This window comes from Clostridium manihotivorum (genome assembly GCF_004015185.1).
GTDB classification, from domain to species: domain Bacteria; phylum Bacillota; class Clostridia; order Clostridiales; family Clostridiaceae; genus Clostridium_AR; species Clostridium_AR manihotivorum.
Map to the genome: position 1 here is coordinate 1,879,869 of NZ_CP025746.1, position 26,568 is coordinate 1,906,436.

Annotated in this window: 28 protein-coding genes and 1 pseudogene; 27 read left to right on the forward strand and 2 right to left on the reverse strand. The window is 32.8% G+C overall.

Going from position 1 to position 26,568, the window contains the following annotated elements:
* Positions 1 to 2: 2 nt before the first annotated feature.
* The 4 genes from C1I91_RS08390 (at position 3) to C1I91_RS08405 (ending at position 3,505) form a co-directional block, all read left to right on the forward strand.
* Positions 3 to 572, forward strand: coding sequence for a D-glycero-alpha-D-manno-heptose-1,7-bisphosphate 7-phosphatase (locus C1I91_RS08390; RefSeq protein WP_164880485.1), 570 nt, complete (start codon positions 3 to 5; stop codon positions 570 to 572).
* Between the two features lie 141 nt (positions 573 to 713).
* A complete protein-coding gene (locus C1I91_RS08395) occupies positions 714 to 1,637 on the forward strand; it encodes an ATP-grasp domain-containing protein (RefSeq protein WP_128212476.1) in 924 nt (307 codons plus the stop codon).
* A gap of 22 nt (positions 1,638 to 1,659) precedes the next feature.
* On the forward strand, positions 1,660 to 2,811 hold the full coding sequence (neuC, locus tag C1I91_RS08400; RefSeq protein WP_128212477.1) for a UDP-N-acetylglucosamine 2-epimerase: 1,152 nt from the start codon (positions 1,660 to 1,662) through the stop codon (positions 2,809 to 2,811).
* A 28-nt stretch (positions 2,812 to 2,839) separates the two neighbouring features.
* The gene (locus tag C1I91_RS08405) at positions 2,840 to 3,505 is read left to right on the forward strand and encodes a PIG-L deacetylase family protein (RefSeq protein WP_128212478.1); all 666 of its coding nucleotides are present in this window, start codon (positions 2,840 to 2,842) and stop codon (positions 3,503 to 3,505) included.
* Between the two features lie 91 nt (positions 3,506 to 3,596).
* Here C1I91_RS08405 and C1I91_RS08410 read toward each other — a convergent pair whose 3' ends face one another.
* Positions 3,597 to 4,820, reverse strand: coding sequence for a glycosyltransferase (locus C1I91_RS08410; protein ID WP_128212479.1), 1,224 nt, complete (start codon positions 4,818 to 4,820; stop codon positions 3,597 to 3,599).
* A gap of 201 nt (positions 4,821 to 5,021) precedes the next feature.
* Between C1I91_RS08410 and C1I91_RS28090 the strand changes: the two genes are divergently transcribed.
* From C1I91_RS28090 to C1I91_RS29715, 15 genes are all read left to right on the forward strand, one after another.
* A complete protein-coding gene (locus C1I91_RS28090; protein ID WP_164880486.1) occupies positions 5,022 to 5,168 on the forward strand; it encodes a hypothetical protein in 147 nt (48 codons plus the stop codon).
* A 168-nt stretch (positions 5,169 to 5,336) separates the two neighbouring features.
* Entirely contained in the window at positions 5,337 to 5,969 is a 633-nt protein-coding gene (locus tag C1I91_RS08415; protein WP_128212480.1) for an acetyltransferase, read from the forward strand.
* Between the two features lie 57 nt (positions 5,970 to 6,026).
* A complete protein-coding gene (locus C1I91_RS08420) occupies positions 6,027 to 6,887 on the forward strand; it encodes a flagellin N-terminal helical domain-containing protein (RefSeq protein WP_128212481.1) in 861 nt (286 codons plus the stop codon).
* Between the two features lie 432 nt (positions 6,888 to 7,319).
* Positions 7,320 to 7,718 (forward strand): flagellar basal body rod protein FlgB, encoded by a 399-nt coding sequence (gene flgB, locus C1I91_RS08425; protein ID WP_128212482.1) that lies wholly within the window; start codon positions 7,320 to 7,322, stop codon positions 7,716 to 7,718.
* Positions 7,719 to 7,724: 6 nt separating this feature from the next.
* Complete coding sequence (gene flgC, locus C1I91_RS08430; protein ID WP_128212483.1) at positions 7,725 to 8,132, forward strand: flagellar basal body rod protein FlgC; 408 nt, start codon at positions 7,725 to 7,727, stop codon at positions 8,130 to 8,132.
* A 12-nt stretch (positions 8,133 to 8,144) separates the two neighbouring features.
* The gene (gene fliE, locus C1I91_RS08435; RefSeq protein ID WP_128212484.1) at positions 8,145 to 8,450 is read left to right on the forward strand and encodes a flagellar hook-basal body complex protein FliE; all 306 of its coding nucleotides are present in this window, start codon (positions 8,145 to 8,147) and stop codon (positions 8,448 to 8,450) included.
* An 18-nt stretch (positions 8,451 to 8,468) separates the two neighbouring features.
* Positions 8,469 to 10,046 (forward strand): flagellar basal-body MS-ring/collar protein FliF, encoded by a 1,578-nt coding sequence (gene fliF, locus C1I91_RS08440; RefSeq protein WP_128212485.1) that lies wholly within the window; start codon positions 8,469 to 8,471, stop codon positions 10,044 to 10,046.
* A 2-nt stretch (positions 10,047 to 10,048) separates the two neighbouring features.
* The gene (gene fliG, locus C1I91_RS08445; protein WP_128212486.1) at positions 10,049 to 11,065 is read left to right on the forward strand and encodes a flagellar motor switch protein FliG; all 1,017 of its coding nucleotides are present in this window, start codon (positions 10,049 to 10,051) and stop codon (positions 11,063 to 11,065) included.
* Positions 11,049 to 11,798 (forward strand): FliH/SctL family protein, encoded by a 750-nt coding sequence (locus C1I91_RS08450; protein WP_128212487.1) that lies wholly within the window; start codon positions 11,049 to 11,051, stop codon positions 11,796 to 11,798. Before fliG ends, C1I91_RS08450 begins: the two co-directional genes overlap by 17 nt.
* A 13-nt stretch (positions 11,799 to 11,811) precedes the next feature.
* Positions 11,812 to 13,122, forward strand: a complete 1,311-nt coding sequence (gene fliI, locus C1I91_RS08455; protein WP_128212488.1) for a flagellar protein export ATPase FliI — start codon at positions 11,812 to 11,814, stop codon at positions 13,120 to 13,122.
* Positions 13,123 to 13,128: 6 nt separating this feature from the next.
* Positions 13,129 to 13,569 carry a flagellar export protein FliJ gene (gene fliJ / locus C1I91_RS08460; RefSeq protein WP_128212489.1) on the forward strand — a complete coding sequence of 147 codons (441 nt, stop codon included), beginning with the start codon at positions 13,129 to 13,131 and terminating at the stop codon, positions 13,567 to 13,569.
* Between the two features lie 11 nt (positions 13,570 to 13,580).
* Positions 13,581 to 15,260, forward strand: a complete 1,680-nt coding sequence (locus tag C1I91_RS08465; protein ID WP_238476027.1) for a flagellar hook-length control protein FliK — start codon at positions 13,581 to 13,583, stop codon at positions 15,258 to 15,260.
* Positions 15,261 to 15,271: 11 nt separating this feature from the next.
* On the forward strand, positions 15,272 to 15,958 hold the full coding sequence (locus C1I91_RS08470; RefSeq protein ID WP_128212491.1) for a flagellar hook assembly protein FlgD: 687 nt from the start codon (positions 15,272 to 15,274) through the stop codon (positions 15,956 to 15,958).
* Between the two features lie 10 nt (positions 15,959 to 15,968).
* On the forward strand, positions 15,969 to 16,358 hold the full coding sequence (locus tag C1I91_RS08475) for a TIGR02530 family flagellar biosynthesis protein (RefSeq protein WP_128212492.1): 390 nt from the start codon (positions 15,969 to 15,971) through the stop codon (positions 16,356 to 16,358).
* Positions 16,359 to 16,449: 91 nt separating this feature from the next.
* Positions 16,450 to 19,161, forward strand: a complete 2,712-nt coding sequence (locus C1I91_RS29715) for a flagellar hook-basal body complex protein (protein ID WP_128212493.1) — start codon at positions 16,450 to 16,452, stop codon at positions 19,159 to 19,161.
* Positions 19,162 to 19,349: 188 nt separating this feature from the next.
* Here the strand turns inward: C1I91_RS29715 and C1I91_RS29720 are convergent.
* Positions 19,350 to 20,975, reverse strand: a pseudogene (locus C1I91_RS29720) (IS1182 family transposase).
* A 122-nt stretch (positions 20,976 to 21,097) separates the two neighbouring features.
* Between C1I91_RS29720 and C1I91_RS08490 the strand changes: the two are divergent.
* The 8 genes from C1I91_RS08490 to C1I91_RS08525 are packed head-to-tail and all read left to right on the forward strand — an operon-like array spanning position 21,098 to position 26,564.
* Positions 21,098 to 21,286 (forward strand): flagellar FlbD family protein, encoded by a 189-nt coding sequence (locus C1I91_RS08490; protein ID WP_128212494.1) that lies wholly within the window; start codon positions 21,098 to 21,100, stop codon positions 21,284 to 21,286.
* Positions 21,287 to 21,299: 13 nt separating this feature from the next.
* Positions 21,300 to 22,127: a motility protein A gene (locus C1I91_RS08495; protein ID WP_128212495.1), complete on the forward strand. Its 828-nt coding sequence runs from the start codon at positions 21,300 to 21,302 to the stop codon at positions 22,125 to 22,127.
* Positions 22,103 to 22,807 carry an OmpA family protein gene (locus C1I91_RS08500; RefSeq protein WP_128212496.1) on the forward strand — a complete coding sequence of 235 codons (705 nt, stop codon included), beginning with the start codon at positions 22,103 to 22,105 and terminating at the stop codon, positions 22,805 to 22,807. Before C1I91_RS08495 ends, C1I91_RS08500 begins: the two co-directional genes overlap by 25 nt.
* On the forward strand, positions 22,807 to 23,295 hold the full coding sequence (locus C1I91_RS08505; RefSeq protein WP_128212497.1) for a flagellar basal body-associated FliL family protein: 489 nt from the start codon (positions 22,807 to 22,809) through the stop codon (positions 23,293 to 23,295). The genes C1I91_RS08500 and C1I91_RS08505 overlap by 1 nt, the downstream gene beginning before the upstream one ends.
* A gap of 14 nt (positions 23,296 to 23,309) precedes the next feature.
* Entirely contained in the window at positions 23,310 to 23,672 is a 363-nt protein-coding gene (locus C1I91_RS08510) for a flagellar biosynthetic protein FliO (protein ID WP_128212498.1), read from the forward strand.
* Positions 23,669 to 24,442: a flagellar type III secretion system pore protein FliP gene (gene fliP, locus C1I91_RS08515; protein WP_128212499.1), complete on the forward strand. Its 774-nt coding sequence runs from the start codon at positions 23,669 to 23,671 to the stop codon at positions 24,440 to 24,442. The genes C1I91_RS08510 and fliP overlap by 4 nt, the downstream gene beginning before the upstream one ends.
* An 11-nt stretch (positions 24,443 to 24,453) precedes the next feature.
* Complete coding sequence (gene fliQ, locus C1I91_RS08520; RefSeq protein WP_128212500.1) at positions 24,454 to 24,723, forward strand: flagellar biosynthesis protein FliQ; 270 nt, start codon at positions 24,454 to 24,456, stop codon at positions 24,721 to 24,723.
* An 11-nt stretch (positions 24,724 to 24,734) separates the two neighbouring features.
* Entirely contained in the window at positions 24,735 to 26,564 is a 1,830-nt protein-coding gene (locus tag C1I91_RS08525; RefSeq protein WP_128212501.1) for a fused FliR family export protein/FlhB family type III secretion system protein, read from the forward strand.
* The last annotated feature ends 4 nt before the right edge of the window (positions 26,565 to 26,568 follow it).

Here is a 26,568-nt window from a genome sequence, read left to right on the forward strand (position 1 = left end):
GTGTGAAAAAAAATAAATGTATATTCTTAGATAGAGATGGAACAATCAACAAATATAAAGGTTTAATTAGTAAACCAGAGGATATTGAATTAATTAATGGAGCTGCTGAAGCTATACGTATTATAAATGAAAGTGAATACTTATGCATAGTAGTCTCTAATCAACCCGGTGTAGCTAAAAACCTATGTAGTTTAGATACTGCTTGGGAGATTAATGAGAGGTTAAAGGATCTATTAATTAAAAGAGATGCGTATTTAGACGATATCTTTATTTGTCCGCATCATCCTGAAAAAGGATTTCCAGACGAAAATGTGGAATTTAAAATTAAATGTAATTGTAGAAAGCCTGAAACAGGAATGATAGAACAAGCTGCATTAAAATATAATATTGACCTTTCAGAATCATTCCTTATTGGGGATACTTCTATAGATGTAAAAACAGGCTCTAACTGCAAAATGAAAACCGTGCTTGTTGAAACAGGATTAGGAGGAATGGATGAAAAATATAAAGTAGTTCCGGATTATAGAATGAAAGATATTTATGAAGCAGTTAAATTTATATTAAAAGAATAGAAAGTACAAGTTTTACACAAAACTAGTATGTTAATTAAAAAAATATACCTGATTTAGTTTACATATAACCCTTAACAGGTAAGGTGAAATAGTCAAAAATTAATTTAAAATACTTATTAAAAGTTTAAGAGGTAGATAATCATGAAGGTTTTAGTAGAAGGTATTGGTAGTATGGTTTTTGGTACACAACTAAAATATTACCAAGAGATGAATTGGGATCTGGTAGGAATTGATATAACAGATAAATCATTTGGAATATATAAAGGCGTAAAGCCATATATAGTTCCTAAATATTCTGATGAAACTTGTTTTGATGTAATAGAAGAAATAATTAAGAAAGAAAATATAGATTTAGTATTTTGCACCATTAATGAAGGCTTATTGGAGTGGAGTAAAAGAAAGAAATATTTTAAAGAAAAATATAATACAAATATAGTCATTTCTGATGAAAGTATTATTAAAATATGTACAGACAAGTGGCAAACTTATAAGTTCTTCAGTGAAAATAAAATAAATACACCGAAAACTTCATTAGATAATATTTATGGTTTATTAAAGCCAAGAGTAGGTAGAGGAAGTTTTGGTATATATAAAAAAGAAGATGCACCTGAAAATCTGAATTTAGAAAATTATATATCACAGGAAATTGTTAAAGGACAAGAGTACACAATTGATGTTTTATGTGATTTAGAGTCAAATCCTATATATATAATTCCGAGAAAAAGGGTAGAGACGGAATCAGGTGTATCTACAAAAGGCATGACTATATACGATGAGCAGATAATTGAATCAACAAGGCAAATTATATCTAAATTAAAGCCAATAGGTATTATAAATATTCAATGTTTTAAAGAAGGAGACAATATAAATTATATCGAAATAAATCCAAGGCTCGCAGGGGGAAGTTCTTTATCTTTTTCATCATCAGATAATTGGTTTAAGGCGATTGAATGCTTTTATAAAGGTGAAGGATATTCTGCTAAGAGTATAACCTACAATAATTATATGTTTAGATATTATGAGGATGTTATAGTAAATGAACAGGATTTAGTAGGCAATAAGTAAATAAATATGGAGAGAAAAATATATGAAAGTTTTAGCTATTACAGGTATTAGATCTGAATACTTTATTCTTCAACCAATTCTTGAGGAAGTGCAATCAAGGGAAAATGTAGAATTAAAACTTATAGTTACAGGTACACATCTTTCTGCAGTTCATGGAAATACATATAAGATAATAGAAAATGATGGATTCAACATTATAAAACTTGAGTCTTTACTGTCATCTGACTCTTTAGAAGGTAGATGTAAGTCTATAGGAATACAGATGATGGGACTAACAGATATAGTTGTAAGGGAAAAACCAGATTGGCTTTTAGTTTTAGGGGATAGAGAAGAAAGCATATCGACAGCAACTGTTGGAACTTACTTAAATATACCTGTGGCCCATGTTTGTGGAGGAGACAGAGTAGTTGGAAATATAGACGATTCAATAAGACACGCAGTAACAAAACTTGCTCATTTACATTTTCCAACCACAGAAGAGAATGGTGAAAGGATTTTAAAAATGGGTGAAGAACCATGGAGAGTTAATGTTGTAGGAAATCCTTCTTTAGATTCGATAAGAAAACAACCAGATTTATCGTATGAATACATAAATAATAAGCTAGGAATAAATATTAAAGAAGATGAACCGTTTATACTGTTGATAAAGCACCCTTTGAGTTCAGAAATTAGCGAAGCGGCAGAACAGATGAGAGTTACATTAGAAGCAGTTTCAGAATTAGGATATGAAACAGTGATAACATATCCTAATTCTGATGCCGGTGGATTTGAAATGATAGGTGTTATTAACGAATTTGTTCAAAAATACGATTTTATTAATGCGTTTAAAACTATACCAAAAGATTTATTTACCAATCTTCAAAGAAAAGCGGCTTTACTATTAGGTAATTCTAGCTCTGGATTACTTGAAGCTCCATTTTTAAAACTTCCTGTTGTAAATGTTGGTAATAGACAAAAACAAAGACAGCATTCGGAGAATATAATTTTTGTGACACATGATAAAGAACAAATAAAGAAAGCTATAGAAACTGCTATAAGAGATGAGGAATTTATTAGCGTTTGTCAAAATTGCAGTAATCCATATGGGGACGGATATAGTGCAAAGAGAATAGTGGATACACTTTTCAATACAGAGATAAATCAAAGATTATTAAATAAACAAATTACATATTAGCAAATAAATAATAGTTAAGGGTGATATGATGAAAGTATTAGCAATTTCCGTTCATCCAGATGATGAAACACTGGGCTGTGGTGGAACTTTATTAAAACATGGAATAAATGGAGATGAGTTGTTTTGGTTAATAATAACTAAAGCTAATGAGCAGCTGGGATTTAGTAATGCATTTATAGAGTCTAGAAATAAGGAAATTAAACTTGTTGCTGACAGTTACGGCTTTAAAAAAGTATATGAACTTGGGTTTGATACAACAAGGCTACACTTAATAGATTTCGGTGAACTAATAAATGCAATTTCAAATGTGATCAATGAAGTAAAACCTGAAGTTGTTTACATGATTAATAGGTCTGATATACATACAGATCATCAGATAGCAGCTAAAGCAATTATGAGCTGTACGAAGAGTTTTAGGTATCCTTTCATAAAAAAAGTTATGATGTATGAATGTATTTCTGAAACTGAAATATCACCAAGTTTACCAGAAAATATTTTTATACATAATGTTTTTAGCGATATAACAGACTTTATTGATAAGAAGTTAGAAATAATGAGCATTTTTAAGTCTGAAGTTCAAAAACCTCCATTACCGAGAAGTTTAGATAACATTAAGGCTCTAGCAAGATATAGAGGAGCTTCATGTGGTGTTGAATACGCTGAAGCTTTCATGCTTGTTAGAGAAAGATTTTGATATATTACTAGGTTGAATTATAAATAATTTAGATAATGAAAAATAGGCTGGATTGTTATAATTCAGCCTATTTTTACGTGTTAATTATGCATTATACTATTTCATGATATATTCTTAACACATCTCTAGAAACAGAATCGAATGTTCTTAAAGTTGAGTTCCTTAAATTATTTTTCAATTCATCTAATAAATTATTATCATAATATAATTTGGTAACAACATCTTTTATTTCATCTAAATCGTGAGGGTTGATAAGGAAACCATCAACGCCATCAACTATTGCTTCTGACATACCGCTTTCCTTTGTGCCGATTACTGGCATTCCATAAGCCATACATTCAAAAACAGTAAGTGGGAACGTGTCCCACCAAAGAGAAGGGAGAATGGCTATATCCGCAGAGCCTAAAATTGCATCAAGTTCATCATATGTGTAAGGTGGATTTATTTTTATGCTATCCATTTCTTTAGAAAGTTTTGTTAGTTTTTCAGTCATTATGCTTTTTGCTCCATGTATGTGAAGTTCAATATTTCCATCTTCCACTTCTTTAATATCGCTAAAAGCTTGCACTATATTAACAACGCCTTTCATAGGAGAACAAGGTGAAATATGCAGAAATGTTAGCTTTTTATCACTAGAATGATTTTTTAATGAACTTCTTTTACCTCTTTCCAGTAAGGATTTGCTAACTCCATTTATTACAACTGATATCTTATTACTTTCTAAACCTAGATTTACTGCTATGTTTTTAGTGAAATTAGAAACAGCGATTATTTTAGTTGCCTTGTTATAGTTCTCGATGTTTTTGTGTAGGCGCTTTATAAATTCTGAGTTAGATGCTTTGGAATTTAGACATTGAGAACAATGTTTGCCTGGTTCATTGCAATAGGAGTTTGTCTCTTCAATAAATAGCACTTGCTTAGGACAAAAGCAAAAATAATCGTGTATATGTACTATAGTTTTGAAACCACTTTCTTCAATTAAGGGAATTATGTTGGTAGAAATTCCGTAACATGTTTGTATGTGTACTATATCAGGAGAGATTTTTCTTACCTCATCTAATATTTTTTCTTCTAAATTCGGGTTGTTGTAGTGTTTATGCGGTTGATCTTTGAATAAAGGAGATTCTATTATCTCTGGTACAATAAAAGTTATACCATCCTCAACGTAGGTGGATCTGTTTGTATTGTTGTCAGGATAAAAATACATTATGTAGACATCGTTATCTTTTTTTTGATCTTTAGTAATATTGTCTACATAATTTAATATACCACTACGACCCGGTTTCCATGAATAAGTAATATGTAATATTTTCATAATTCTAGCTCACCTCTTCTATTCTATTAATGTTTTATAAAGCAGCTATAGATGTTAATAAAATCTGAAGTATGTCAATTCGTAAAAGTATCTAAAGCTGAGCAACAGTAGTAGTATACATTGAAAATGTAATAAATTCAATAATTTTACTTCAAGTGTTAGGCAGTAGTAGATGTAGAAAGTTTTTATGGACATTTTATAGTGGAAAGAACTATCATTAAAGATATGAGACTTAAATCTGAAAAATGTCAAAGAAGGCTACGCTCGGATTTTGTTGAAGAACTTATAAATACAGATTCTATAGATATCCCAGTTCTATCTAATAAAACTAGGAGATACTTCTGTTAACCGATAATCGTAATAACATCACCAACTATACGTTTTATTTTGAACTGATTTATCTATAAATTAGAGTAATGCGTCTAAAGTGTTAAATAATTAAGTTGTAAAATTGATATAAACTTAAGCTGATGTTTGGTTTGACTAAAAAATTTCTTATAGGTGGGGGGAATAATATTGAAAGACATAGTTCTTGTAGGTGGAGGAGGACATTGTAAAGTTATTATTGATATAATAGAAAGTAGAAAAGAATATAACGTTATAGGTATTGTTGATAATAATCAAAATTTAAAGGATGTGCTAAGTGTACCTGTACTAGGCAATGATAATATATTGGAAGAGTTATATGATAAAGGGATAAGCAATGCTTTCGTATGTATTGGAGCTCTTGGTAACATTGATATAAGGAATAAGGTTTATAATAAACTAAAGAAAATAGGTTTTAAAATTCCAAAACTAATACATAAAAATTCTTATATATCAAGTAATGTATCTATTGGTGAAGGAACTTGCGTAATGGCTGGAGTTATAATAAATCCAGATTCACAAATAGGGGAAAACTGCATTATAAATACTGGGGCTATTATTGAGCATGATTGTATAGTTAGTGATAATGTTCATGTTTCACCTGGAGTGAAAGTAGGTGGTGGAGTTAAAATTAGTTATAATACTCATATTGGGATAGGGAGTACAATAATACAAGGTGTAACTATAGGTAATAATGTCATAATTGGTGCAGGATCAGTAGTAGTTAATGATTTTTCTGATAATATTTTGGCTTTCGGAGTTCCTGCTAAGAAAAAAAATTAAAGTTATTTGATAAAGTTACGATAAAGAAAACATAAAAATAAGTACGGAGTGATGAGGATGAGATTATATCATAATTTAGCTTCTTTAGATTTGTTTAGAAACTATAAAAAGAATTTGGCAGGACAAAGTAATTCAATTGAAAGACTTTCTTCCGGAGTAAAAATAAATTCATCAAAAGAAAATCCAAATGCTATAGGGCAAAGTGAGCTTATAAGACTTCAGTTAAGAGGATCTGACGCTGCACAAAAGAATGTCCAGGACGGGGTGTCCATGATGCAGACTGTAGACGGTGCACTTGGATCAGTCAATGAAGCTCTCCAAAGAATGAAGGAACTCGCTGTTCAAGCTAATAATGATACTTTAAGTGATCATGATAAGGAAATAGTTCAGAAAGAAATAGAACAGCTAAAACAGCATATAGATTCTGTAGGTAGTGATACTGAGTTTAATGGGTTAAAACTTTTGAAGAGTCAGTATGTTACTAATAACGATCAACCCTATATGCAACCTATGATGTCTGGAGCAAATGTAGGAGATACTATTGATATACCAATGTATAACATAGGCACTGATATGTTAAAAGATGATAAAGGTAATGCACTAAGCGGAATTGATGTTACAGATGCTTCGAAATCTGCAACTAACCTCAAAGTCATTGATGATTCAATTGCTCAAGTAAATAGCATAAGAAGTAAATATGGAGCACTACAAAATAGATTTGAAGTAGCTTCAGAAAATTTAAGCAGTAGCAGTGAAGTTTTACAAAGAGCAGACAGCAGTCTAAGAGATACTGATATGGCTAATGAAATGATGGAACTTTCAAAGAATGGCATACTAGTACAGTCAGCGACAGCGCTTATGGCTCAAACAAACAAGTTCCCTCAAGACGTATTAAATATATTATCAAGGGTGAAGTAGATACTACGAACATTGTAGTATCTACTTTTTTATTTAATTAAATTAAACTTTGGTAAGAAAATCAAAATTACTCAATAAAAATATAAAAAAATATAATGACAAAATTCGATATTTTATATATAATCAATTCATGACAAAAAACAATTCGAACAAATATGAATATTCAGAAAACTTCTCACGAGATGTACGCTGTAAAAATTAGAAAGCAGAAATTTAATTATTTTTTACATTTAATTAAAAAACTATCTTTAAAAAAACGACAACTTGATATATAATTTTAATCATAAGTTTTATTTTTACAAAAAAGTTTAGTTTATTACAAAATAATGAATTAAATTACATTTTTTTTGTAAAAAAATAGGAATTAAAATAAACTCAACAAGAACGATGTATATAATAAACTAAATAATATTCGAATGGTGGTGGATTATAGTGGCAATTAGTAGATTGGATTCTGACAACTATACCTATAACCTTGTCAAAAGAGGTTTAGATGTATCTTCTCTTAGATCTAAGGTTATCGCTAATAACATAGCAAACATAAATACAAAGGGATATAAGAGAGATACAGTTTCTTTTGAAGATACGCTTAAAGACGCATCTAATGATATTGAAAACACAGGTTATACAAATGTTGATGAAGGAAGTTTTGGACAAGTTAAACTTGGTAAGGATACTTCATCAAGTATGAGAGCAGATGGTAACAATGTAGATTTAGAATCAGAAAAAGTAAACCAAGCTGCGAATACAATGCTGTACAATGCATTGATAACTCAAGCTAATAATAAAATTAGTATGACAAGATACGTTATCACTGGTGGTGGGAGGTAATAACTGATGGGAAGTTTATTTGGTGCATTAAGAATAAGCGCAAGTGGATTGTCAGCAGAAAGATTAAGATTAGATACTATATCTTCTAATATAGCTAATGCAAATACCACAAGAGGAGAAAACGGTAAACCTTACGTAAGAAAGGTTGCAGTGTTTCAAGAAAATCTAAATGGTGCATTAGGAATGAACGGGGTAAAGGCTGTGGGGATTGAAGAAGATAAGTCTCCATTAAGAAAAGAGTATGACCCTACTAATCCAGAAGCTGATAAAGACGGATATGTAACTATGCCAAATGTAAATATTTTAAATGAAATGGCTGATATGATATCAGCATCAAGATCTTATGAAGCAAATGTAGATACTTTAAACGCAGGAAAGACGATGTTTATGAAAGCATTAGAAATAGGTAAATAAGGAGAATAATTTATGAGAATAAATAGTTTTATACCAGATACCAAGATCTTTGAAAAAGATATAACTCAAAAGAAAGAAGACAACACTGGTAATGGTGGAGTAAGCTTTTTAGATACATTAAAACAAAAGCTTAATGAGGTCAATGACAAACAGATAGAAGCTAATGATCTAACAGACAAATTAGTAAAAGGTGATAATGTAGATATACATCAAGTTATGTTATCCACAGAAGAAGCAAAAATGAGTTTAGAATTAGCTGTACAAGTTAGAAATAAACTTCTAGATGCTTACCAAGAAATAAATAGAATGCAGTTGTAATAGATAGGAGTGCTACTAATGAATAAGCTATTAGAGAGCCTAAGAGGGTTTTGGGATAAAATTAAAGCTATGAGTAAGGGTAAAAAGATAGCTTTAGGTATTTCTCTTTTAGCTGTGGTGATCGCAATTATAGCATATACATTTATATCCAGTAACAATAAGTACGGAATACTTTTCAACAATTTAGCTGCTGAAGACTCAAAAACAGTAACTGACAAGTTAAAAGCAGATAAAGTAGATATGAAAATATCGGGAAACAGTATTCTTGTGCCGAAAGATCAAATTGATGAATTGAGACTGGAACTTGCGCCACAGCTAAATGATGGAAGTAAAGGATACGAGCTAATGGACACTGGTAGCTCCTTTGGTATGACTGACGAGGAGTTTAAGTTAAAAAAATTAAGAATGCAGCAAGGAGAACTTGAAAAGACTATAAAGAGCTTTGGTTCAGTAGAGGCTGCAAGAGTACATATAACACCAGCTACAGATTCGGTTTTTGTAAAGGATAAAACACCTGGAAAAGCTTCAGTTTATCTAAAGCTTAAGTCTGGTACAAAGATATCAAATGACCAGGTTAAGTCGATAGTTTCTCTAGTTTCGGGAGCTGTTGACAATGTTCCAAAAGAAAATATCGAAGTGGTTGATGACAAGATGAATCTTTTATCAAAGGGGTTATTTGATGAAAATGGTCAAGAAGCTGATTCATCTAGCGTTGAAAAGAGACAAGGTCTTCAAGCAGAGTATGAGAAGAACCTTGAGAAAAACATAGTTGAGTTATTAGAGCCTGTAATAGGAAAAGATAAGGTTAAGGCTAAGGTAAGTGCAACATTAGATTTAGATTCAAAGCAAAAGACTACAATAACCTATGATCCTAATAAGGTTATAAATAAGCAGCAGACTTCAAAGCAAAATGGCAGTACGACTGATAATGGGACAACATCCCAAAGTCCAGTTGATAACAATGCTACAAATAGTATAGCTGCCACTACTGGAGCGCAAAATCTAAGTACTAACGAATCACAAAATACTGAGTATTCTGTAGGAAGTACAGAAGAAAAGTCTATAAGTGCACCAGGGGAAGTTAAGAGAATAACTGCATCAGTTATAGTAGATGGAAAGATGGATGCTGCAACACAAGATGCTATAAAGAATATAGTTTCAAGTGCTATTGGGTTTAATCAAGATAGAGGCGACGCAATAAGTGTTCTTGGCATGAGCTTTGATCCAACAGAAAAAGCAGAAATTCAAAAGCAGATAGATCAGATGAATGCTGATGCTGCTAATGAGAAAAAGATGGCACTATATAAGACTTTAGGGGTAGCAGGAATTGCAGCTATTGTAGCTATTATAGCTCTAGTACTTATAATAAGAAAGTTTAGAAAGAAAGATACTGAAGAAGAAAGAGAACATATCTTAGATGTAATAGTAAATGATAGTCTTGAGCCAAAGGATATAGAAAGATTTGATCCTATAAACTTTGAAGTTAAAAATGAAAAGACACATATGGAAAATGAGATAAAGAAATATGCTACGGATAAACCAGAGCAAGTAGCAGAGATAATTAAATCCTGGTTAGCAGAGAATGAGAGGGGATAATAATGCCAAGAGAAGGTACAAAATTAACTGGAATACAAAAAGCAGCTATACTTTTTATCACTCTTGGTCCTGAAGCTTCTGCAGGAATAATAAAGAAACTACCAGAGAGTGAGATACAAAAGATAACTTATGAGATAGCTAACATTACTTCAGTTAGTTCAGAACAGAGAGAAGAAATACTTGATGAATTCCTTGAGATGAATAAAGCTAGAGACTATATTGTAGAAGGTGGTATGGACTATGCTAGAGTGCTTTTAGCAAAGGCACTTGGTCAGCAAAGAGCTGCTGAGATACTAGAGAAAGTTACAGAGGTAACTCAGCAGTACAGACCATTCTCTATAGCTAGAAAAGCTGATGCACATCAATTGCTTAATGTTATTTCAAACGAGCATCCGCAAACAATTGCATTGATTTTGTGTTATCTTCAAGCGGATAAGTCAGCTCAAGTTATAGCAGAACTTCCAGAAGAACTACAAAGTGACGTTGCGTTCAGAATTGCAACTATGAACAACACATCTCCAATGGTTATAAAAGAAATAGAAAAAGTCCTAGAAAGCAAGCTATCTTCTATTGTAAGGACAGAAGTAACTTCATTAGGTGGTGTAGATACTTTAGTTGATATCTTAAATCAAGTTGATAGAACTACTGAAAAGAATATAACTGAAAGCTTAGAAAGAGAAGATGCAGATCTTGCTGAAAAGATTAAGAGTAGCATGTTCGTATTTGAAGATATCATTACTCTTGACGATATATCTATTCAGAGAATTCTTAGAGAAACAGATGCTAAGGAATTGGCTCTTGCTCTTAAGGGTTGTTCAGAAGAAGTTGCAAATTCTATATTTAAGAACCAATCTAAGAGAGCAGCTGCTGCATTAAAGGAAGATATGGAATTCTTAGGGCCAGTTAGACTTAATGATGTTGAAAAGGCACAACAGAAGATTGTTGCTATCATCAGAAGATTAGATGAAGCTGGAGAAATCATCTTAGCAAGAGGTGGAGAAGATGCAATCGTCCTATAGTGTAATTAAGAGTAATAGTGTAACAAGTGGAACTAGTAAAAAAATTAACACAGACTATGAGCAAAGAGACTTAATTGAGGATATGTTAAACAATGATCCTGAAGAAGCAGCTAGAATGGTTGAGAGTTATAAAAATATTGGTGATAACATTATAAGAAACGCTCAAAGACAAAAAGAAAAGATGCTAGAGGCTGCTTATGTCCAAGCTCAGGATATCGAAAGAGAAGCTTATGAAAGAGGCTATAAGCAAGGTACTGAAAATGGATATGAAGATGGTTACAGAGAAGCTTATGATAAAAATATAGAATTAGCTAGAAATGAAGCTGATTCTATAATAAGCAATGCAAATAATATACTTTTTCAGGCTAAGCAAGAATATGAACAATATTTAGAAGCAAAGAAAGAAGAAATAATAAGGCTATCTGTAGAGATGACAGAAAAAATCCTAAGAGAAAGACTTGGTTCAGATAATGGACTTAATTCTATAGTTGAGAATGTAATAGCAGAATCAAAAGGGACCCAGACTTTTATAATAAAATGTAATGTTATTCATGTTGAAGCAATTAAGACACAGCTAGAGTTATGGAAGAATAAATTTGTTATAAAGGGTGAGATCTTTGTCATAGAAGACTCTTCGCTAGAACCAGGAAATGCTATTGTTGAAAAAGAAAACGGCTTAGTGGTAGTGGGAATTGATATATCTATGAATAAGCTGTTAGAGGCTCTTTCATAATAGGAGGTTTGCTATGATTTCAATTGATTTTGAAGGTATACTAAATAACATAGATGAAATAAACTTCAACCACTATGAAGGAAGAGTAAAAAAGGTAATAGGTCTTACCATAGAAGTTGAAGGCATAAGAGCTTTCGTAGGAGAACTTTGCACTATATATAATGAAAAAAATAAACCTATAAAATGTGAAGTGGTTGGCTTTAAAGACGATAGTGTTATACTAATGCCACTTGGTGAACTTATAGGTATTTCTCTAGGCTGCAAGGTAGTACCTGAGGGAAGACCGCTAAGTGTAAAATGTAGTGATGAGCTACTTGGTAAGATGTTAGATGGACTAGGGATACCCTTTGATGGTAAGGAGATAAGTGGAGGTCAGTACTATCCACTTGACAATGCACCACCAGACCCTATGAGAAGAAGAAGAATTAAGGAAGTGCTTCCTACAGGTGTAAGAGCAATAGATGGATTTCTAACCTGTGGAGATGGACAAAGAATAGGTATTTTTGCAGGTAGTGGAGTTGGTAAAAGTACAACTCTAGGTATGATTGCAAGAGAAGCCGAAGCTGATGTCAATGTCATCTCACTTATAGGGGAAAGAGGAAGAGAAGTTCTTGACTTCATAGAAAAAGACCTTGGACCTGAGGGAATGAAAAGATCAGTAGTAGTATGTGCTACTTCAGATCAACCTGCACTTGTTAGAATAAAAGGAGCTCTTACAGCTACGGCAATAGCAGAGTATTTCAGAGATAAAGGGAAAAAAGTTATTCTTATGATGGACTCGGTTACAAGATTTGCAATGGCTCAAAGAGAGGTTGGACTAGCTATTGGAGAACCGCCTGCAACTAAAGGTTATACCCCATCAGTTTTCGCAATGCTACCAAGATTGATGGAAAGGGCAGGTACCTCTGAAAAAGGTTCTATAACGGCTTTTTATACAGTTCTGGTTGACGGTGATGATTTTAATGAACCTATAGCGGATGCGGTTAGAGGTATACTAGATGGTCATATAGTTTTATCTAGAGCCTTAGCTCATAAGAATCATTATCCAGCTATAGACATATTGAACTCAGTATCAAGACTTATGCCGTCCATAGCAGAAGATGTACATAAAGAAGTAAGTTCTTTTGCAAGAGATCTTCTTGCTACATATAAGGAATCTGAAGATTTAATAAATATTGGTGCTTATGCAAAAGGCAGCAATAGAAAAATAGATATGGCAATAGATTATCATGATTTTATAATAAGCTTTTTAAAACAAGGAATAGATGAGAAGTCTACCTATGAAGAAAGTAAAAATAAACTTATTTCAATGTTTAAAGGATAGGATATTATGCCAAATGGATTTAAATTTAGTCTTCAAAAGGTTTTAGATATAAGAGTTGAAAAAGAAGAAGAAAGCAAAATATTATTTCAAAAGACCCAAAAAGAAAAGACAATGATTGAGCAAAAGATTAATGAGATGAATGAAAGCTTTGAACAGTATAGAAGCATAAAAAGTGGTGAATCAGGAGCTTATCAAAAAATAAAGAGAAACTACTTAAATGCCTTAAGTGCAGGGATAAAGAGTAAGGAAAAAGAGCTCGAAAATAAAGATAGAGAGTTAAATTACAGAAGAGAAGACCTTAAGCAAAAGCAGATTGATAAGAAAACTGTAGAGATACTTAAGGAAAAGAGATATGAGGCTTTCATCAAAGAACAAGACAGACAAGAGCAGATAGCTAACGATGAATTTGCTTTATACGCTCACCTTAGAAACACTGAAAGGAGGTGAATAAAGTGAATATGAGTATGAACTTAAGCAGTATAAATACTAGCATAGAAAGTGCTATCAATACCATCAATAGTATTAATAGCAGCCTTAATAGTGGCTATGATGTCACACCAGTTAGTAATAATAATTCATATAATCAAGATTATAGCAATAATAAAGCAAAAACTAACAATAGTAGTGGTTCAAGCTTTTCAGCTGTTTTATCGAAATCACTTCCTAAAAAGGATGATATAAAGGATAAATCAAATGATGACGATATAAGAGACACTATGTCTAAGTTAAAACAGATCAAGCAGAATCTTGATAAGAATAAGGAAAGCTTAAAAGATCAAGTTGCTAAAGTATTTCCAGATGAGATACCTGAAAGCATAGATCAAGTCATTAACTCTGTAGAAAAAGTTATTGAAGAAATTTCAGAAGATAACAATAGTGCTAATATATCAGGGGGATCTAATCTGTCTAAAGACGAAGTTGGTATAAAAGATGATTTCCAAGGAAATAATGAAGATGACAAAAAGGCTTCAGCGGATGACACAGACAAGCTTATTGCTATTTTGACTATGCTATTAATTGGTAATAATACTCAAACCAATAATGAGACTACAGGTAGCAAAGACAATGCTTCACAAGACAATTTAACAGTAAATACAGCCAATGGTAAGCTCCAGAATTCAAATCTTATGGAGTTAGCTGTTAAAAGTTTGCTAGACCTCAAGGAACAAAGCGCTGAGCAGTCTTTAGGTGAAAAGTCAGAATCAAAGAATATGCTGAAAGAAATAATGGCACTGTTAAATAAGGTTGATGGAAATGAAGAATTAAGTTTAGGAGATAAGCTTAAAGATAGCATACAGAATATGATTGAAGCAGCATCTGACAATAAGTCTGAGGCAGTAGATTCATCAAAGTCTGATGTTAAGCAGATAATTCTAGAACTTGTTGATTTAAAAAACAAGAATAAAGAAAGTGAAGCTGACTTAAATAAAGGGAAAGAAGCTAAAAATTCTAACTCTACTAGTTTATTATCTGTAGTTAATAAATTTAAAGCTTCTGAAAATAGCACATTAACAGATAGCTCAACGAAAAACTTGAATTCTTCTTCTAACGATGGTGATAAGGTGCTTAAATCTATCATTGGAGATAAGGACAGCAATGTTCAGAGTAAATTTTCCATGATGATGGATCAGCTTAAAAATACCACTCAAGCTGTAGCAGCACCAAAGGAGCAGCCTGTTATAGGTAGAAATACTATGGTTAGTGACATAGTTAAGTCTATAAAGTATATGGAAAAGTTAGATGTTAAGGAATTGACCTTGAAGACTAACCCAGGAACTTTAGGCGAGATAACTATTAAGCTTACTTTAGATACTTCTAACATGAAGGCTACAATTACAGCCAATACAAAAGAAGCCTATAGTATCTTAAATGATAATCTTAAGGATTTAAGGAAAAGCTTAGAAGCTAGTAACATAAAGATACCAGAAGTATCTATAGAGCTAAGAAATGATAACTACAACAATCATAATAGAAATCAAAATTCACAAATGTCGAACTTTGGATTTGGCAGTGAACAAAAGGAAAATAGGCAGAAGAACACTAATGACAATAGTAGAAAAATAGAGGATGATGATATTAATATAGCTGAAAATTCTAGACAAGCTATTCTAGATAATAATCTTAATCATTTAGTTTAGGAGGTGTGATGATGGCAACAGATATAAACTCAAGTAATGTTGTAACAAGTTATGATGGTTCAAGGGCAACCACTAGAGGTACAAAAATAATACAGCCAGGTAAGGACATGGATAAGAACTCGTTCTTAAAGATTTTATCAGCAGAACTTTCTAACCAAGATCCTGACAATGCTAAGGATAGTACACAGTACATATCGCAGATGGCTCAGTTCACTTCAATGGAACAGATGGCCAACCTTAACACTACTATGAGTTCATTCGCATCTAATTCACTTGTAGGTAAGGGTGTAACTATGAAGGATACTGATAGTTCAGGGACGCCTTATACTGGAGTAATTAAAGCTGTGGCTACAAAGAATGGTGAAACTACGATAAGTGTTGCAGTAAGTGTTAACGGACAGAATGAATATAAAGATTTTCCGATGAGTAATATAGATACGGTTTTAGATGTACCTGACAGTACAATAGCTCCAATAACAAATATCAACGGTAATATGTCCTTCTTATCAGCAGCATCACTAATTGGTAAACAGGCAGAGTTCTCAGATAAAGATGCTAGTGGTAATGCATATAAGGGAATAGTAAAAGGTGTATCAAAGGAAAATGGAGTAATAAACTTATCAGTTAAGGTTGATGGACAAGATACGCTAAAGACCTTCACTTATGATAAGCTAACAAAAGTAAATGCTGTAGAATAGGGTGGTAGGTGTGAGTAGTTACAGAATAGTAAATGGTAAGCCGTATTTAGTTGGCAACCTAACTGCACCTTCAGAAAATAAAAGAGTAGTCACTGATGCTAGTAAGAAGAGTTTTAAGGATATACTTGATGAAAAGATAAACTCTGAGAGTTATGGATATAAAATATCCAATCATGCGTCAGAAAGATTAAGAAGTATAAATTTCTCTAAAGCAGATTACATGGAAATTCAAAGAGGATTTGATTTAGCCAGGGATAAGGGTGCAAAAAATACGGTTATGGTATACAAGGATGTGGCTTTGATTGCCAGTGTAGAGAATAAGACAATCATAACTGCGGTGGAGAAGGATAGAGCAAAGGAAAATGTATTCACTAATGTAGATAGCGTAGTTATCTTATAAACAAGAGGCTGGACCTAAAAATAGGGGGCCTCACCTTGTGGAAGGAAAGAAGCAAGGTATTAATTATAAAAATTTTGGGAGGTCAATATATATGTTAAGATCAATGTACTCAGGAATCAGTGGAATGAAAGCTAACCAAACTAAGCTTGATGTTATAGGTAATAATATAGCCAACGTTGGAACAACAGGCTTTAAATCTTCAACAGCAAGATTTCAGGACATGCTTAGCCAAAGCGTTAAGGACTCAATGGCACCAAACGCAAATCAAGGTGGTATAAACTCTGCTCAGGTTGGTTTAGGAGTTAAGCTTGCAAGTATAGACTCAGTAATGAAGCAAGGTAATTTACAACCAACAGGAAGAGCTTTAGATATGGCTATAGATGGCGATGGCTTCTTCATGGTAAGTAAAGGTGCAGCAGTATTTGGTGACAATCAATTAGAAGTTAACCAAAGATCAGGAGCACATAACATAACAGCTCAATCTTTAACAAGCTCTGGTGCACAGATTATGTATACAAGAGATGGTGCTTTCAGCTTAGATGAGCAAGGAAACCTAATAACAGCAGATGGATATAGAGTTATGGGGTATGCTTTGACTAATGATGATACTTCAGTATCACCTAGTGGAGTTGCACCAAATAAGGTTAATTTAGATGGTTTAGACATTAAATTTGGTCCAGGTTCTGCATTGAATGGATATAAGGTAGTTGCAGGAGAAATTGGGCCACAAACGGTAACTTCAGCAAATGTTGATAAGGATAATAAGCAAATAGTTGTAAGCGGAGACTTCGCAACTTCAGGAGCATTGACTCCAGCACAGGTTGAGACAGCGGTAAATAAAGCTCTATCATCTGCAGGAATAGCTCAAACTGTGTCAGTAGCTGGAAAAGTTGACTTGATTCCAAAGCTTACTTCTGAAAAAACTAATGGAGGACTTGATGATGCAGCACCAGGTAATGTATCTACCGGAGGACTAACCTTCCAATTTGGCAATGGTAAGCAACTAGAAGGATTTGTGATTCAATTTGGTAAGATAGGTGCTGGTACTCCTCTTGGAGCTCATGTCACTACAAGTCCCAATAAGATAATAATAGATGCAGATATGGTAAATGGTAATGTAAGTACAGATGATTTAAAAGATATTATAAATCAACAGCTTCAAGCTAATAAGATTACTCAAACTGTTGACAAGATAACAGGGTCACTTTCTACTTTATCTCAAAGTAATGTTTCAACTGATAAATTAGGAGCATACAAGGCAGTACCAAATATTGTTGATGGAGCAGGTAATCCAAAGACAGATATAGGTGGATTAGGATTTACCTTCTCTGATGGTGGAAAGTTAAATGGATATTCTATAAAGTATGGTGATACTACAGCTGGAAAAACTCCTTCAGTAACTGTAGATAAATCAAATATGGTTATTACTATAAATGGTGATTTTACTACAGCGGCAACTGCAGCTACTAACATTGGCAGCATTAAAGGATTATTTAATACTGAGTTAAATAAAAACAATATCACAGCTCCTCAAATAACTAATATTACAGGTACAATCTTAACTGATTCTACAGCTGTAGGTAAGATTGCCAATGGTAGCGATGACAGCAAGCCAACAGATGTGACTCTTGCTAATCTAAGAGTTTCTTTCCCAGTTGGATCAACATACAATGGATATACCTTCCAAATTGCAGACGTATCAGCTAGTTCTGTAAGTGCAAATGTAGACACTGCTAATAAGATAATAAGGGTATCAGGAGACTTTTTAACACCAAATGCAGTGAGCTCCGCTCAATTACAAACAGCTCTAAGAACTGCAGTTATAGCAGCATCTCCTGCGATACAAACTGGAAATGTAGCAGACCCAACAGTTACAGCTGCTAATTATGATTCAACTTATGCAATAACCGTAGCAAGTGGAACAGGAAAGACTTATACAAGCTTAGTATCAAATGATATATCTGGGGGATCTGAAAAACAGGCACCACAAATTAAGGGAGATATATTAGGATTAAGTCTTGCAGCAGGTCCTGGTGCAGCGTTAAATAATTATTCAGTTCAGATAGGTACTATAACACAAGGAACAAAGCCATCTGTATCTGTGGATACAACAAATAAGAAGATAATCGTTAATGGAGATTTCGTAACTCCAGGAGTTACTGTTGATAGAATAAACAGAGAGATTCAAAATGCTTTAGAAAATGCGCAAATAGATCAAACTTTAGTTGTAAGTGGAACAATAAGACCTTTAACTCAAACTCAGTCAGCTTCAGATGTTACTGATGGAGGTACACCAGTTGAAAGTTTAGATCCAAATGGAGATGTTACATACGTTGATGGAACTAAAACTGTTAGAGCTTATGATGGAGCGTTAAAGACTTTAAGAATACCAGAAAAGGTTAAGATTCCTGGAACAGATACAGAACTTAGAATAAAGAGCTACACAATAGATAAAAATGGAGTTATAAACGGAGTACTTGAAGATGGTAAGGTGGCAGCTCTTGGTCAGGTAGCTATGGCGGCATTTAAGAATGCTTCTGGTCTTACAAAGCAAGGGGGAAATCTTTATTCTCAATCAGTAAACTCTGGTGAAGCTACTATAAAGAGTGGATCAAACACTAGAGATGATGATAACAGTAAGGGATTTGGAGATGCACTTCAAGGTATGCTTGAAATGTCAAACGTTGACCTTGCAGAACAGTTCACAGATATGATTACTGCAACTAGAGCTTTCCAAGCAAGCAGTAAGATGATCAACACTGGTGATGAAATACTTCAAGATATAATAAACCTAAAGAGATAGTAAAAATATATGGGGCTGTCGCATTAGCGGTTAAAAACCGCTGATGCTCAGCCCTAATTTTCTAAAAATTTGTAAGAATTACAACTATATTTTAGAATGTTTTTTCTGAAATTCTAAAAAATTGCGCACTTTAATAAGCCTTTTCTATTAAGGCTATTTTTAAACAATTAGTTTTTAAAAGTTTAAATTTATGCACTGTTTTTTAATGAAAATAGGTGTTTTCCAGTTCTCTCTGATTGGATTTTATTATGTAGTTTGTTTACATTATGTGCCATTGCTAAAAGAATACTTTCGGCCCAAACATTCTGTTTGCCCTTCGAGAGATATCTTCGGAAGCCCATATCTTGTTTTATCTCTGCAAAAGAACCTTCAGCTTGAATACTTCGGTTCATTCTAAGTTGGCAGCCTTCTTCACTTACAACTCTTTCTAAATCTTTTTTTCTAAGCTTATTAAACAACTTTGAGGTTTCAAGATTTTTAGCTCTTTCTTCCAAAGGTGTCTTGCTGTTATTTCCTTTTATACATTTGCTTTTGTAAGAACAAGAACTGCAATCTTCGCAAGTATATACTGTTTTTTCGCTTATGTATCCGGTTTTACTCTTTCTTTTATAGTCTTACTAAATATTAACTTTTTATTATTCTTGCAGATATAGTAATCTCCAATTTCATCATAGTCCATATTATCAATTCTACTAATATCCCTTTGGTATTTCCTTGTTTTAGATATCTCATAGTTTGCTGGTTTAATGAAAGAGAGTTGTCCATTTTCTTCAATAAATAAATAGTTCTCTTCGCTTTCATAGCCAGCGTCAGCAACTATTTTTAGATATTTAAAACTTAGAGATTCTTCCATGCTCTTAAGAAATGGAATAAGTGTAGGGGTATCCGTTGGCTGATCGCATACGGTGAGCCATACAATATATTCCGAATCAACACCGTGTTGGACATTGTATCCAGCTTTTAACTGACCATTTCCCATAGCGTCTTCTTTCATTCTCATAAATGTTGAATCATTATCTGTTTTTGAATAACTATTACGGTTACCGCAAATGTGCAACTTTTGCGTGTATTCTTTTAACTTGTCAAGATACTCTTCAAGAGTTTCAATAGATCGCTGTAATGGCATTTTTCTTTTCCCTGATCCATGCACAAATTCAATATTTCTCTCATATTTCAGAGCGTAAAGCTTTTTTCGCAACTTTTTATATGTTTCATCTTCACTTTGTCATTGTATATTATCTTAATTCCGTATAGTTCCTCACAGTTAGCTACTAAATCAGCCAATTTAACAAGAAGCTTTTCTAAATTCTTTGTAACTGCCTTTTCCAAACAAAAGTATATTTATTAGCACAAGCCTCAATTTTAGTACCATCAATGAATATAGCATCTCCAGATATTTCTCCTGTAGCACGAAGACATTCTGTCATTTCAGCTAAGATTCTTTCTGCACATGGCGCAAAGTGTAAGCTTCTAAATCTAGCAAATGTTGAATGATCAGGTATTGGTGAATTTTCAAGAAGATACATGAAGTTAATATCACGTCGGCAATATTTTTCCATATCCCGTGAAGAATAGATATGGTTCATGTAAGAATAGAGTACAATCTTCAGCATCTGTCGTGGCGTAGCTTGATTTTCCCTAATTCGGGAATAAGTCGAATATAAATCTGTTAAATCCATCTCCTCTACAAATTGACTTAGCAAACGCACCGAATCATTAACTGAGACCATATAATCAATATTAAATGGAAGTTTTAATTGATAACTTCCTTTATTTAAAGTATAATCTTTATGTAAATTAATATGTTTGGTCATATATTAATTTTACAATAAATCCAGCACTCTTGTGAATGCTGGATTTATTTTTTATGCAAAAAACGGAGCTGTGCACTAATTAATTAGTGCGACAGCCCCATACAAATAAATAGGAGGCTTTGATGATTAATGTTACTGGCATGAACAACAAAGAGTTCGTATTAAATGCTGAACATATAGAAAAAATTGAAGAAGTTCCAGAAACTATAATAACTCTTACCAATGGAAAGAAGTATATAGTGTTAGAAACTGTAGAAGAGGTAGTAGATAAAGTTATAAGATATAAAAATAAGATAATTACCCTAAAATAATAGGAGGTAAGGCATGAAAAAGTTAGATTCGCTTACTTTAATAGGGCTGTTTCTTGGCTTGATAATGTTGATTTGGGGCATGAGTAGCAGTGCAGGAATTAAAATGTTTTTTGATCTACCTTCACTAATGATAACCATAGGCGGATCTTTCTGTGCACTACTTATAAACTATTCCATAGATGAAATAAAGAAAATAGGAAAAATATTTATGGCATCAACTAGAGAAATGTCATATTCAAAGATAAAACTTTTAAAGCATTTTACTAGTATATCAAAAAAAGCTAGAAGAGAAGGTCTATTATCTTTAGAAAAAGAGTTAAGCACTATGGAAGATGAATTTCTTAAAAATGGGCTTAGGATGGTTATAGATGGTATTGAACCGGAAACAATAAAAGAGATAATGGATTTAGAAATCGATGAGGTTTCTGAAAGACATATAAAAGCTGCTAATATATTTAAAACTTGGGGTGGTTATGCACCTGCCTTTGGTATGATTGGTACGCTACTTGGACTTGTAAAAATGCTAGGAAGTTTAAGTGATACTAGTACTTTAGCTTCTGGAATGGCAAAGGCTCTTATGGCAACCTTTTATGGTGCGGTATTAGCATATGCAATACTTAATCCAATAGCAGCAAACTTAAATGTTAAAAATGAAAAAGAAATTTCCGCTAAAGAGATGATATTAGAGGGGATATTAGCTATCCAGTCTGGAGTTAATCCTAGAATAATAGAACAAAAGTTAATAAACTACCTTTCACCGGAGGAAAAATTAGAGTATTCAAAGGGAAATTTAAATTCAGAAGGAGCTTTTAACCAATGGCTAGGAAGAGAAGAAATTTAAATAAGGTAGAAGTAAGAGAAAATCAGTGGTTTACTACTTTTTCTAGCACTATAACTGCTTTACTAATATTCTTTGTTATTCTATATACATTCTCTACTATGGATCAGGGAAAAATACAAATAGCTTCTCAAGGAGTTTTGAGTGGTAAAAGCACTGCAGCTAATAATCAAAGTACTTCCACTGCAGAAAACACTAAGGAAAGCTTATCTGCAAATGTAAACATTAATGCTTTGTATGAAAGCTCAAGTAACTTTATAGAAGAAAACAAGTTGGGCGCTTCGGTAGAGGTTTTAAAAGCTGATAATGGAGTTTTACTTCAATTGAGAGATAGCACTCTTTTTGAAACTGGGAAAGCTGATCTTATTCCAGAAAGTAAAGGTCTTATGGAAAAGTTAACTAAGCTATTGAAGTCAGTTCCAAATAATATAGTTGTTGAGGGGCATACTGATAATGCTCCCATAAATACATATAGGTTTCAAAGCAATTGGGATCTTTCTGCTTCTAGAGCAGTAAATGTTGTTAAATTCTTTATTGACCAAGGAAATATTAATGCTGCTAGATTAACTGCTTCTGGTTACGGTGATGCTAAACCTTTAGTAGATAACTCCATACCAGAAAATAGAGCTAAAAATAGAAGAATAAATATTTTGATAGTGGCAACGGAAAGGGAGAAGAAGTAATGGCTGAGAAAAAAGAGAAAAAAGCAAAAAAAGAAAAGTCAGAAAATCCTGGGGGGAAAAGTAATATTGTTATTATAGCTTTACTAGTTCTTATATTGATTGGAATAGGAAGCTTTGCAGGATTTTATTTTTATCAAAAAAGTAAAAGTGCTACACCTGAGACTAAAGTGGTGGTAAAAGTAGAACAAACCTATTTAGAGTTAGGTGAATACACAGTTAACCTAAGTGATGATAAGGAAAAGCATTATCTTAAGGCTAAGTTATCAGTTGGTTATGATAAGACAAACAAAAAACTTGGAACAGAAGCTACAGAAGACCTTATTGCTCTTCAATCAACAGCGCTTGAGTACTTACAATCTAAGAAGGCAGAGGATTTCAAATCAACAAACTTAGAAAATGTAAAAAAAGAGCTTATTGATAACCTTAATAAAAGAGTATCACAAGGACAGTTTATAGAGGCATACTTTCAAGAACTTATAGTACAGTAAGGGATGATTTAACTATGGAATTATTTTTTATTATTATAAAGTTGGTATTTGGAGTATTACTAACTTTATGCTTGGTATTAATATCTTTAAAACTTACTGGAAACAAGTATAATAGCTTACAAAAAGGCAGATATATAAAAGTAATAGAGAAGATTCAATTATCTAAAGAGATATCAATAGTACTTCTTCAGACAGGAGATAAAGGTTATGTTATGAGTTGTTCCCCACATAGTACTGAAAAACTTGAGGAACTTGATGAGGAGACAATGAAAAGCATAATTGCAAATAAAGAGCAATATGGCCAAGAGATGATGAAGAAGTACTCTGATATGATAGGAAATATAAAGATAAAAGGATTCAAAGGAAAAATAAAATGAAATATAAAAAAAAATACATATTTATTCTAATATTAGCTTTTGCTTTTGTTGGACTTGTAACTTATAAAGCACAAGCAGCTCCACAGGACACCCCTGTGCCAAACATAAATTTTTCTGTTGGAGGATCAACCAATCCTAAAGATTATGTATCAAATATAAGATTGCTGGTAATGCTTACACTAATTTCAGTGTTACCATCTTTTCTTATCATGATGACCAGCTTTACAAGGATTGTGGTGGTTTTCTCTTTCCTAAAGAATGCCATTGGAGCACAACAGTCTATACCTAACCAAGTTTTGATTGGGTTGGCATTATTTTTGACTATATTTATTATGCAGCCAGTGTATAATGATATTAACGCCAATGCTTTGCAGCCTTATTTCGACAATAAAATAACCCAGCAGCAGGCTATAGATAATGGTTCAAAGCCATTAAGACAGTTTATGCTCAAACAAACTAGACAAAAAGATCTAAAACTTTTCATAGAAGCAGCAAAACTTGATGAAACAAAAGTAACTAAAGATAATGTACCACTATATGTTGTGGTTCCAGCTTTTGCAATCAGTGAGCTAAAAACGGCATTTCAAATTGGCTTTTTGATTTTTTTGCCATTCTTAATAATAGATATGGTAGTATCCAGCGTATTAATGTCCATGGGTATGTTTATGTTACCACCAGCTATGATCTCTCTACCGTTTAAACTTCTTTTATTTGTATTGGTAGATGGATGGTACTTACTAGTGAAATCGTTAATTTTGAGTTTTTCTTGAGGTGAGTTATTATGAGTGAACAATTAGTTATAGGAATAATAAAAGATGCATTAACAACTGCATTATATCTTTCAGCACCTTTTTTAGTGGTTTCACTAGTGTTAGGTTTATTAATAAGTATTTTTCAGGCGTCTACTCAAATACAAGAGCAGACACTTACTTTTGTTCCAAAACTTGTAGCTGTTGCAGCGATAGGATTATTATTAGGTAGTTGGATGTTAACGCAACTTATGTCTTTTACAGAACGTATTTTTCAACTTATATCTAATATAGTTCATTAAGGGTGATAAGATTGATTGATACAGCATATTATTTAGCTACTTTCTTTATATTCTTAAGACTGGTAACATTCTTTACGATAATACCTAATTTTTTTCCTTCGGGAACACCTGCAACCTTTAAAATATCTTTAAATGTAATATTAGCGTTTATACTTGTAGGCACTGTAGATATAGGTGCCGTACAAAATATCCAAAGCAATTATACTATTATAATTTATGCATTAAATGAGGTTATGACAGGAATAACCTTGGGCTTTGTCACATCTATGATATTTTATGTTGTGGAGATGGCAGGAAGCCTTATGGATCAGCAGATAGGTCTTGGAATGATTTCTATGTTTGATCCAGTCACAAAGAATCAATCAACACTTTTGTCCAGAATTTTATACTGGCTTGCAATATTGATATTTTTTATAGTAGATGGACATCACATGCTGATAAGAGAGCTATCTAGTAGTTATAAAGTTGTAGCAATAGGAAAGAGCATTATTTTCCAGGACAGCGTAATGACTATAATAAACTCCTTTACTCAGTATTTTATAATAGGATTGAAAATTGCAATACCAATAGTATTGATAATAATAATAACAGATTTAACTATGGGGCTAATATCAAGAACAGTACCACAGTTAAATATTATGATACTTGGCATGCCAATAAAGATGCTAGTGGGCATGGCTGCATTTATGATAGCTCTTCCAATGATAGCTAAAGCTATGGTAGCTGCCTTTAGTTATTTGCCTGATGTTTACAAAGGCATATATAAGGCGATCCCCCTAGTTTTAATATTTGCAGCAGAAGATAAAACAGAAGAAGCTACTCCTAAAAAGAAATCTGAAGCTCGTAAAAAAGGACAGATTGCTCGTAGTAAAGATGTAAACCTAGCTATGACCTTAGTAGCTTGTACACTTGTGATAGCTATTTTAGGAGGCTATGTATCTACTGATTTGAAGTATAATCTAATATACTTCTTGTCAAATAACTTTCACCAAGAGATAAACATAAGCTACCTCAACGGGTTATCCCTTATGGTGGTATACAGGATACTTAAGGATTTGATCCCTATAGTTGTACCTATAATGGTTATAGGTATAGTATCTTCTATAGCACAGAGTGGTTTCTTATTTACAAGTGAACCTCTAAAACCTTCTTTAGGAAAACTTAATCCATTAAAAGGATTAAAGAATATGTTCTCTAAAAGAAATTTCGTTGAGTTAGGGAAAAACTTTATAGTAGTTTGTGTGTTGTCATATATTGGCTACGATTTTGTAAAATCAAATTACATGGAGATTATAAATATAGGCAATATATATTTGCCATCACTAGGTGCAGAGTTTAAAAGGCTTTTACTAAGTATATTTATGAAAATAACTTTAGTTTTAGTTGTAATAGCTGCAGCAGACTATTTTATGCAGAGAAGAATGTACAGTAAAGAAATGAGGATGTCAAAGCAAGAAGTTAAAGAAGAATTCAAGCAGATGGAAGGAGATCCTCAGATAAAAAATAAAATAAAGCAAAGACAAAGAGAAATGGCAACAAAGAGAATGATGCAAGCAGTGCCAGATGCTACAGTAGTTATTACAAACCCAACTCATCTAGCAATAGCAATAAAGTATGAGGAGGGGAACATGGAGGCACCAAGAGTACTAGCAAAAGGTGCTGATAATGTAGCTCTTAAGATAAAGGAAATAGCAAAAGAGAATGATATTCCTATACTAGAGAATAAACCTCTAGCTAGGCTTATATATGAGCAGGTAGATGTAGATAGAGAAATACCAGCAGATATGTATCAAGCGGTAGCAGAGATTCTAGCTTTAGTCTTTAAGATGAAAAAGAAGTAGGAAA

Bases quoted from the DNA above. Each gene is read 5' to 3' on its own strand.
- C1I91_RS08450 (WP_128212487.1), top strand. From the start codon at position 11,049: ATGCAATCGTCCTATAGTGTAATTAAGAGTAATAGTGTAACAAGTGGA.
- fliG (WP_128212486.1), top strand. From the start codon at position 10,049: ATGCCAAGAGAAGGTACAAAATTAACTGGAATACAAAAAGCAGCTATA.
- neuC (WP_128212477.1), top strand. From the start codon at position 1,660: ATGAAAGTTTTAGCTATTACAGGTATTAGATCTGAATACTTTATTCTT.
- C1I91_RS29715 (WP_128212493.1), top strand. From the start codon at position 16,450: ATGTTAAGATCAATGTACTCAGGAATCAGTGGAATGAAAGCTAACCAA.
- C1I91_RS08465 (WP_238476027.1), top strand. From the start codon at position 13,581: ATGAGTATGAACTTAAGCAGTATAAATACTAGCATAGAAAGTGCTATC.
- fliP (WP_128212499.1), top strand. From the start codon at position 23,669: ATGAAATATAAAAAAAAATACATATTTATTCTAATATTAGCTTTTGCT.
- C1I91_RS08395 (WP_128212476.1), top strand. From the start codon at position 714: ATGAAGGTTTTAGTAGAAGGTATTGGTAGTATGGTTTTTGGTACACAA.
- C1I91_RS08495 (WP_128212495.1), top strand. From the start codon at position 21,300: ATGAAAAAGTTAGATTCGCTTACTTTAATAGGGCTGTTTCTTGGCTTG.
- C1I91_RS08505 (WP_128212497.1), top strand. From the start codon at position 22,807: ATGGCTGAGAAAAAAGAGAAAAAAGCAAAAAAAGAAAAGTCAGAAAAT.
- fliJ (WP_128212489.1), top strand. From the start codon at position 13,129: ATGCCAAATGGATTTAAATTTAGTCTTCAAAAGGTTTTAGATATAAGA.
- C1I91_RS08405 (WP_128212478.1), top strand. From the start codon at position 2,840: ATGAAAGTATTAGCAATTTCCGTTCATCCAGATGATGAAACACTGGGC.
- C1I91_RS08410 (WP_128212479.1), bottom strand. From the start codon at position 4,820: ATGAAAATATTACATATTACTTATTCATGGAAACCGGGTCGTAGTGGT.
- C1I91_RS08420 (WP_128212481.1), top strand. From the start codon at position 6,027: ATGAGATTATATCATAATTTAGCTTCTTTAGATTTGTTTAGAAACTAT.
- flgC (WP_128212483.1), top strand. From the start codon at position 7,725: ATGGGAAGTTTATTTGGTGCATTAAGAATAAGCGCAAGTGGATTGTCA.
- C1I91_RS08510 (WP_128212498.1), top strand. From the start codon at position 23,310: ATGGAATTATTTTTTATTATTATAAAGTTGGTATTTGGAGTATTACTA.
- C1I91_RS08490 (WP_128212494.1), top strand. From the start codon at position 21,098: ATGATTAATGTTACTGGCATGAACAACAAAGAGTTCGTATTAAATGCT.
- fliQ (WP_128212500.1), top strand. From the start codon at position 24,454: ATGAGTGAACAATTAGTTATAGGAATAATAAAAGATGCATTAACAACT.
- fliE (WP_128212484.1), top strand. From the start codon at position 8,145: ATGAGAATAAATAGTTTTATACCAGATACCAAGATCTTTGAAAAAGAT.
- fliI (WP_128212488.1), top strand. From the start codon at position 11,812: ATGATTTCAATTGATTTTGAAGGTATACTAAATAACATAGATGAAATA.
- C1I91_RS08470 (WP_128212491.1), top strand. From the start codon at position 15,272: ATGGCAACAGATATAAACTCAAGTAATGTTGTAACAAGTTATGATGGT.
- C1I91_RS08500 (WP_128212496.1), top strand. From the start codon at position 22,103: ATGGCTAGGAAGAGAAGAAATTTAAATAAGGTAGAAGTAAGAGAAAAT.
- fliF (WP_128212485.1), top strand. From the start codon at position 8,469: ATGAATAAGCTATTAGAGAGCCTAAGAGGGTTTTGGGATAAAATTAAA.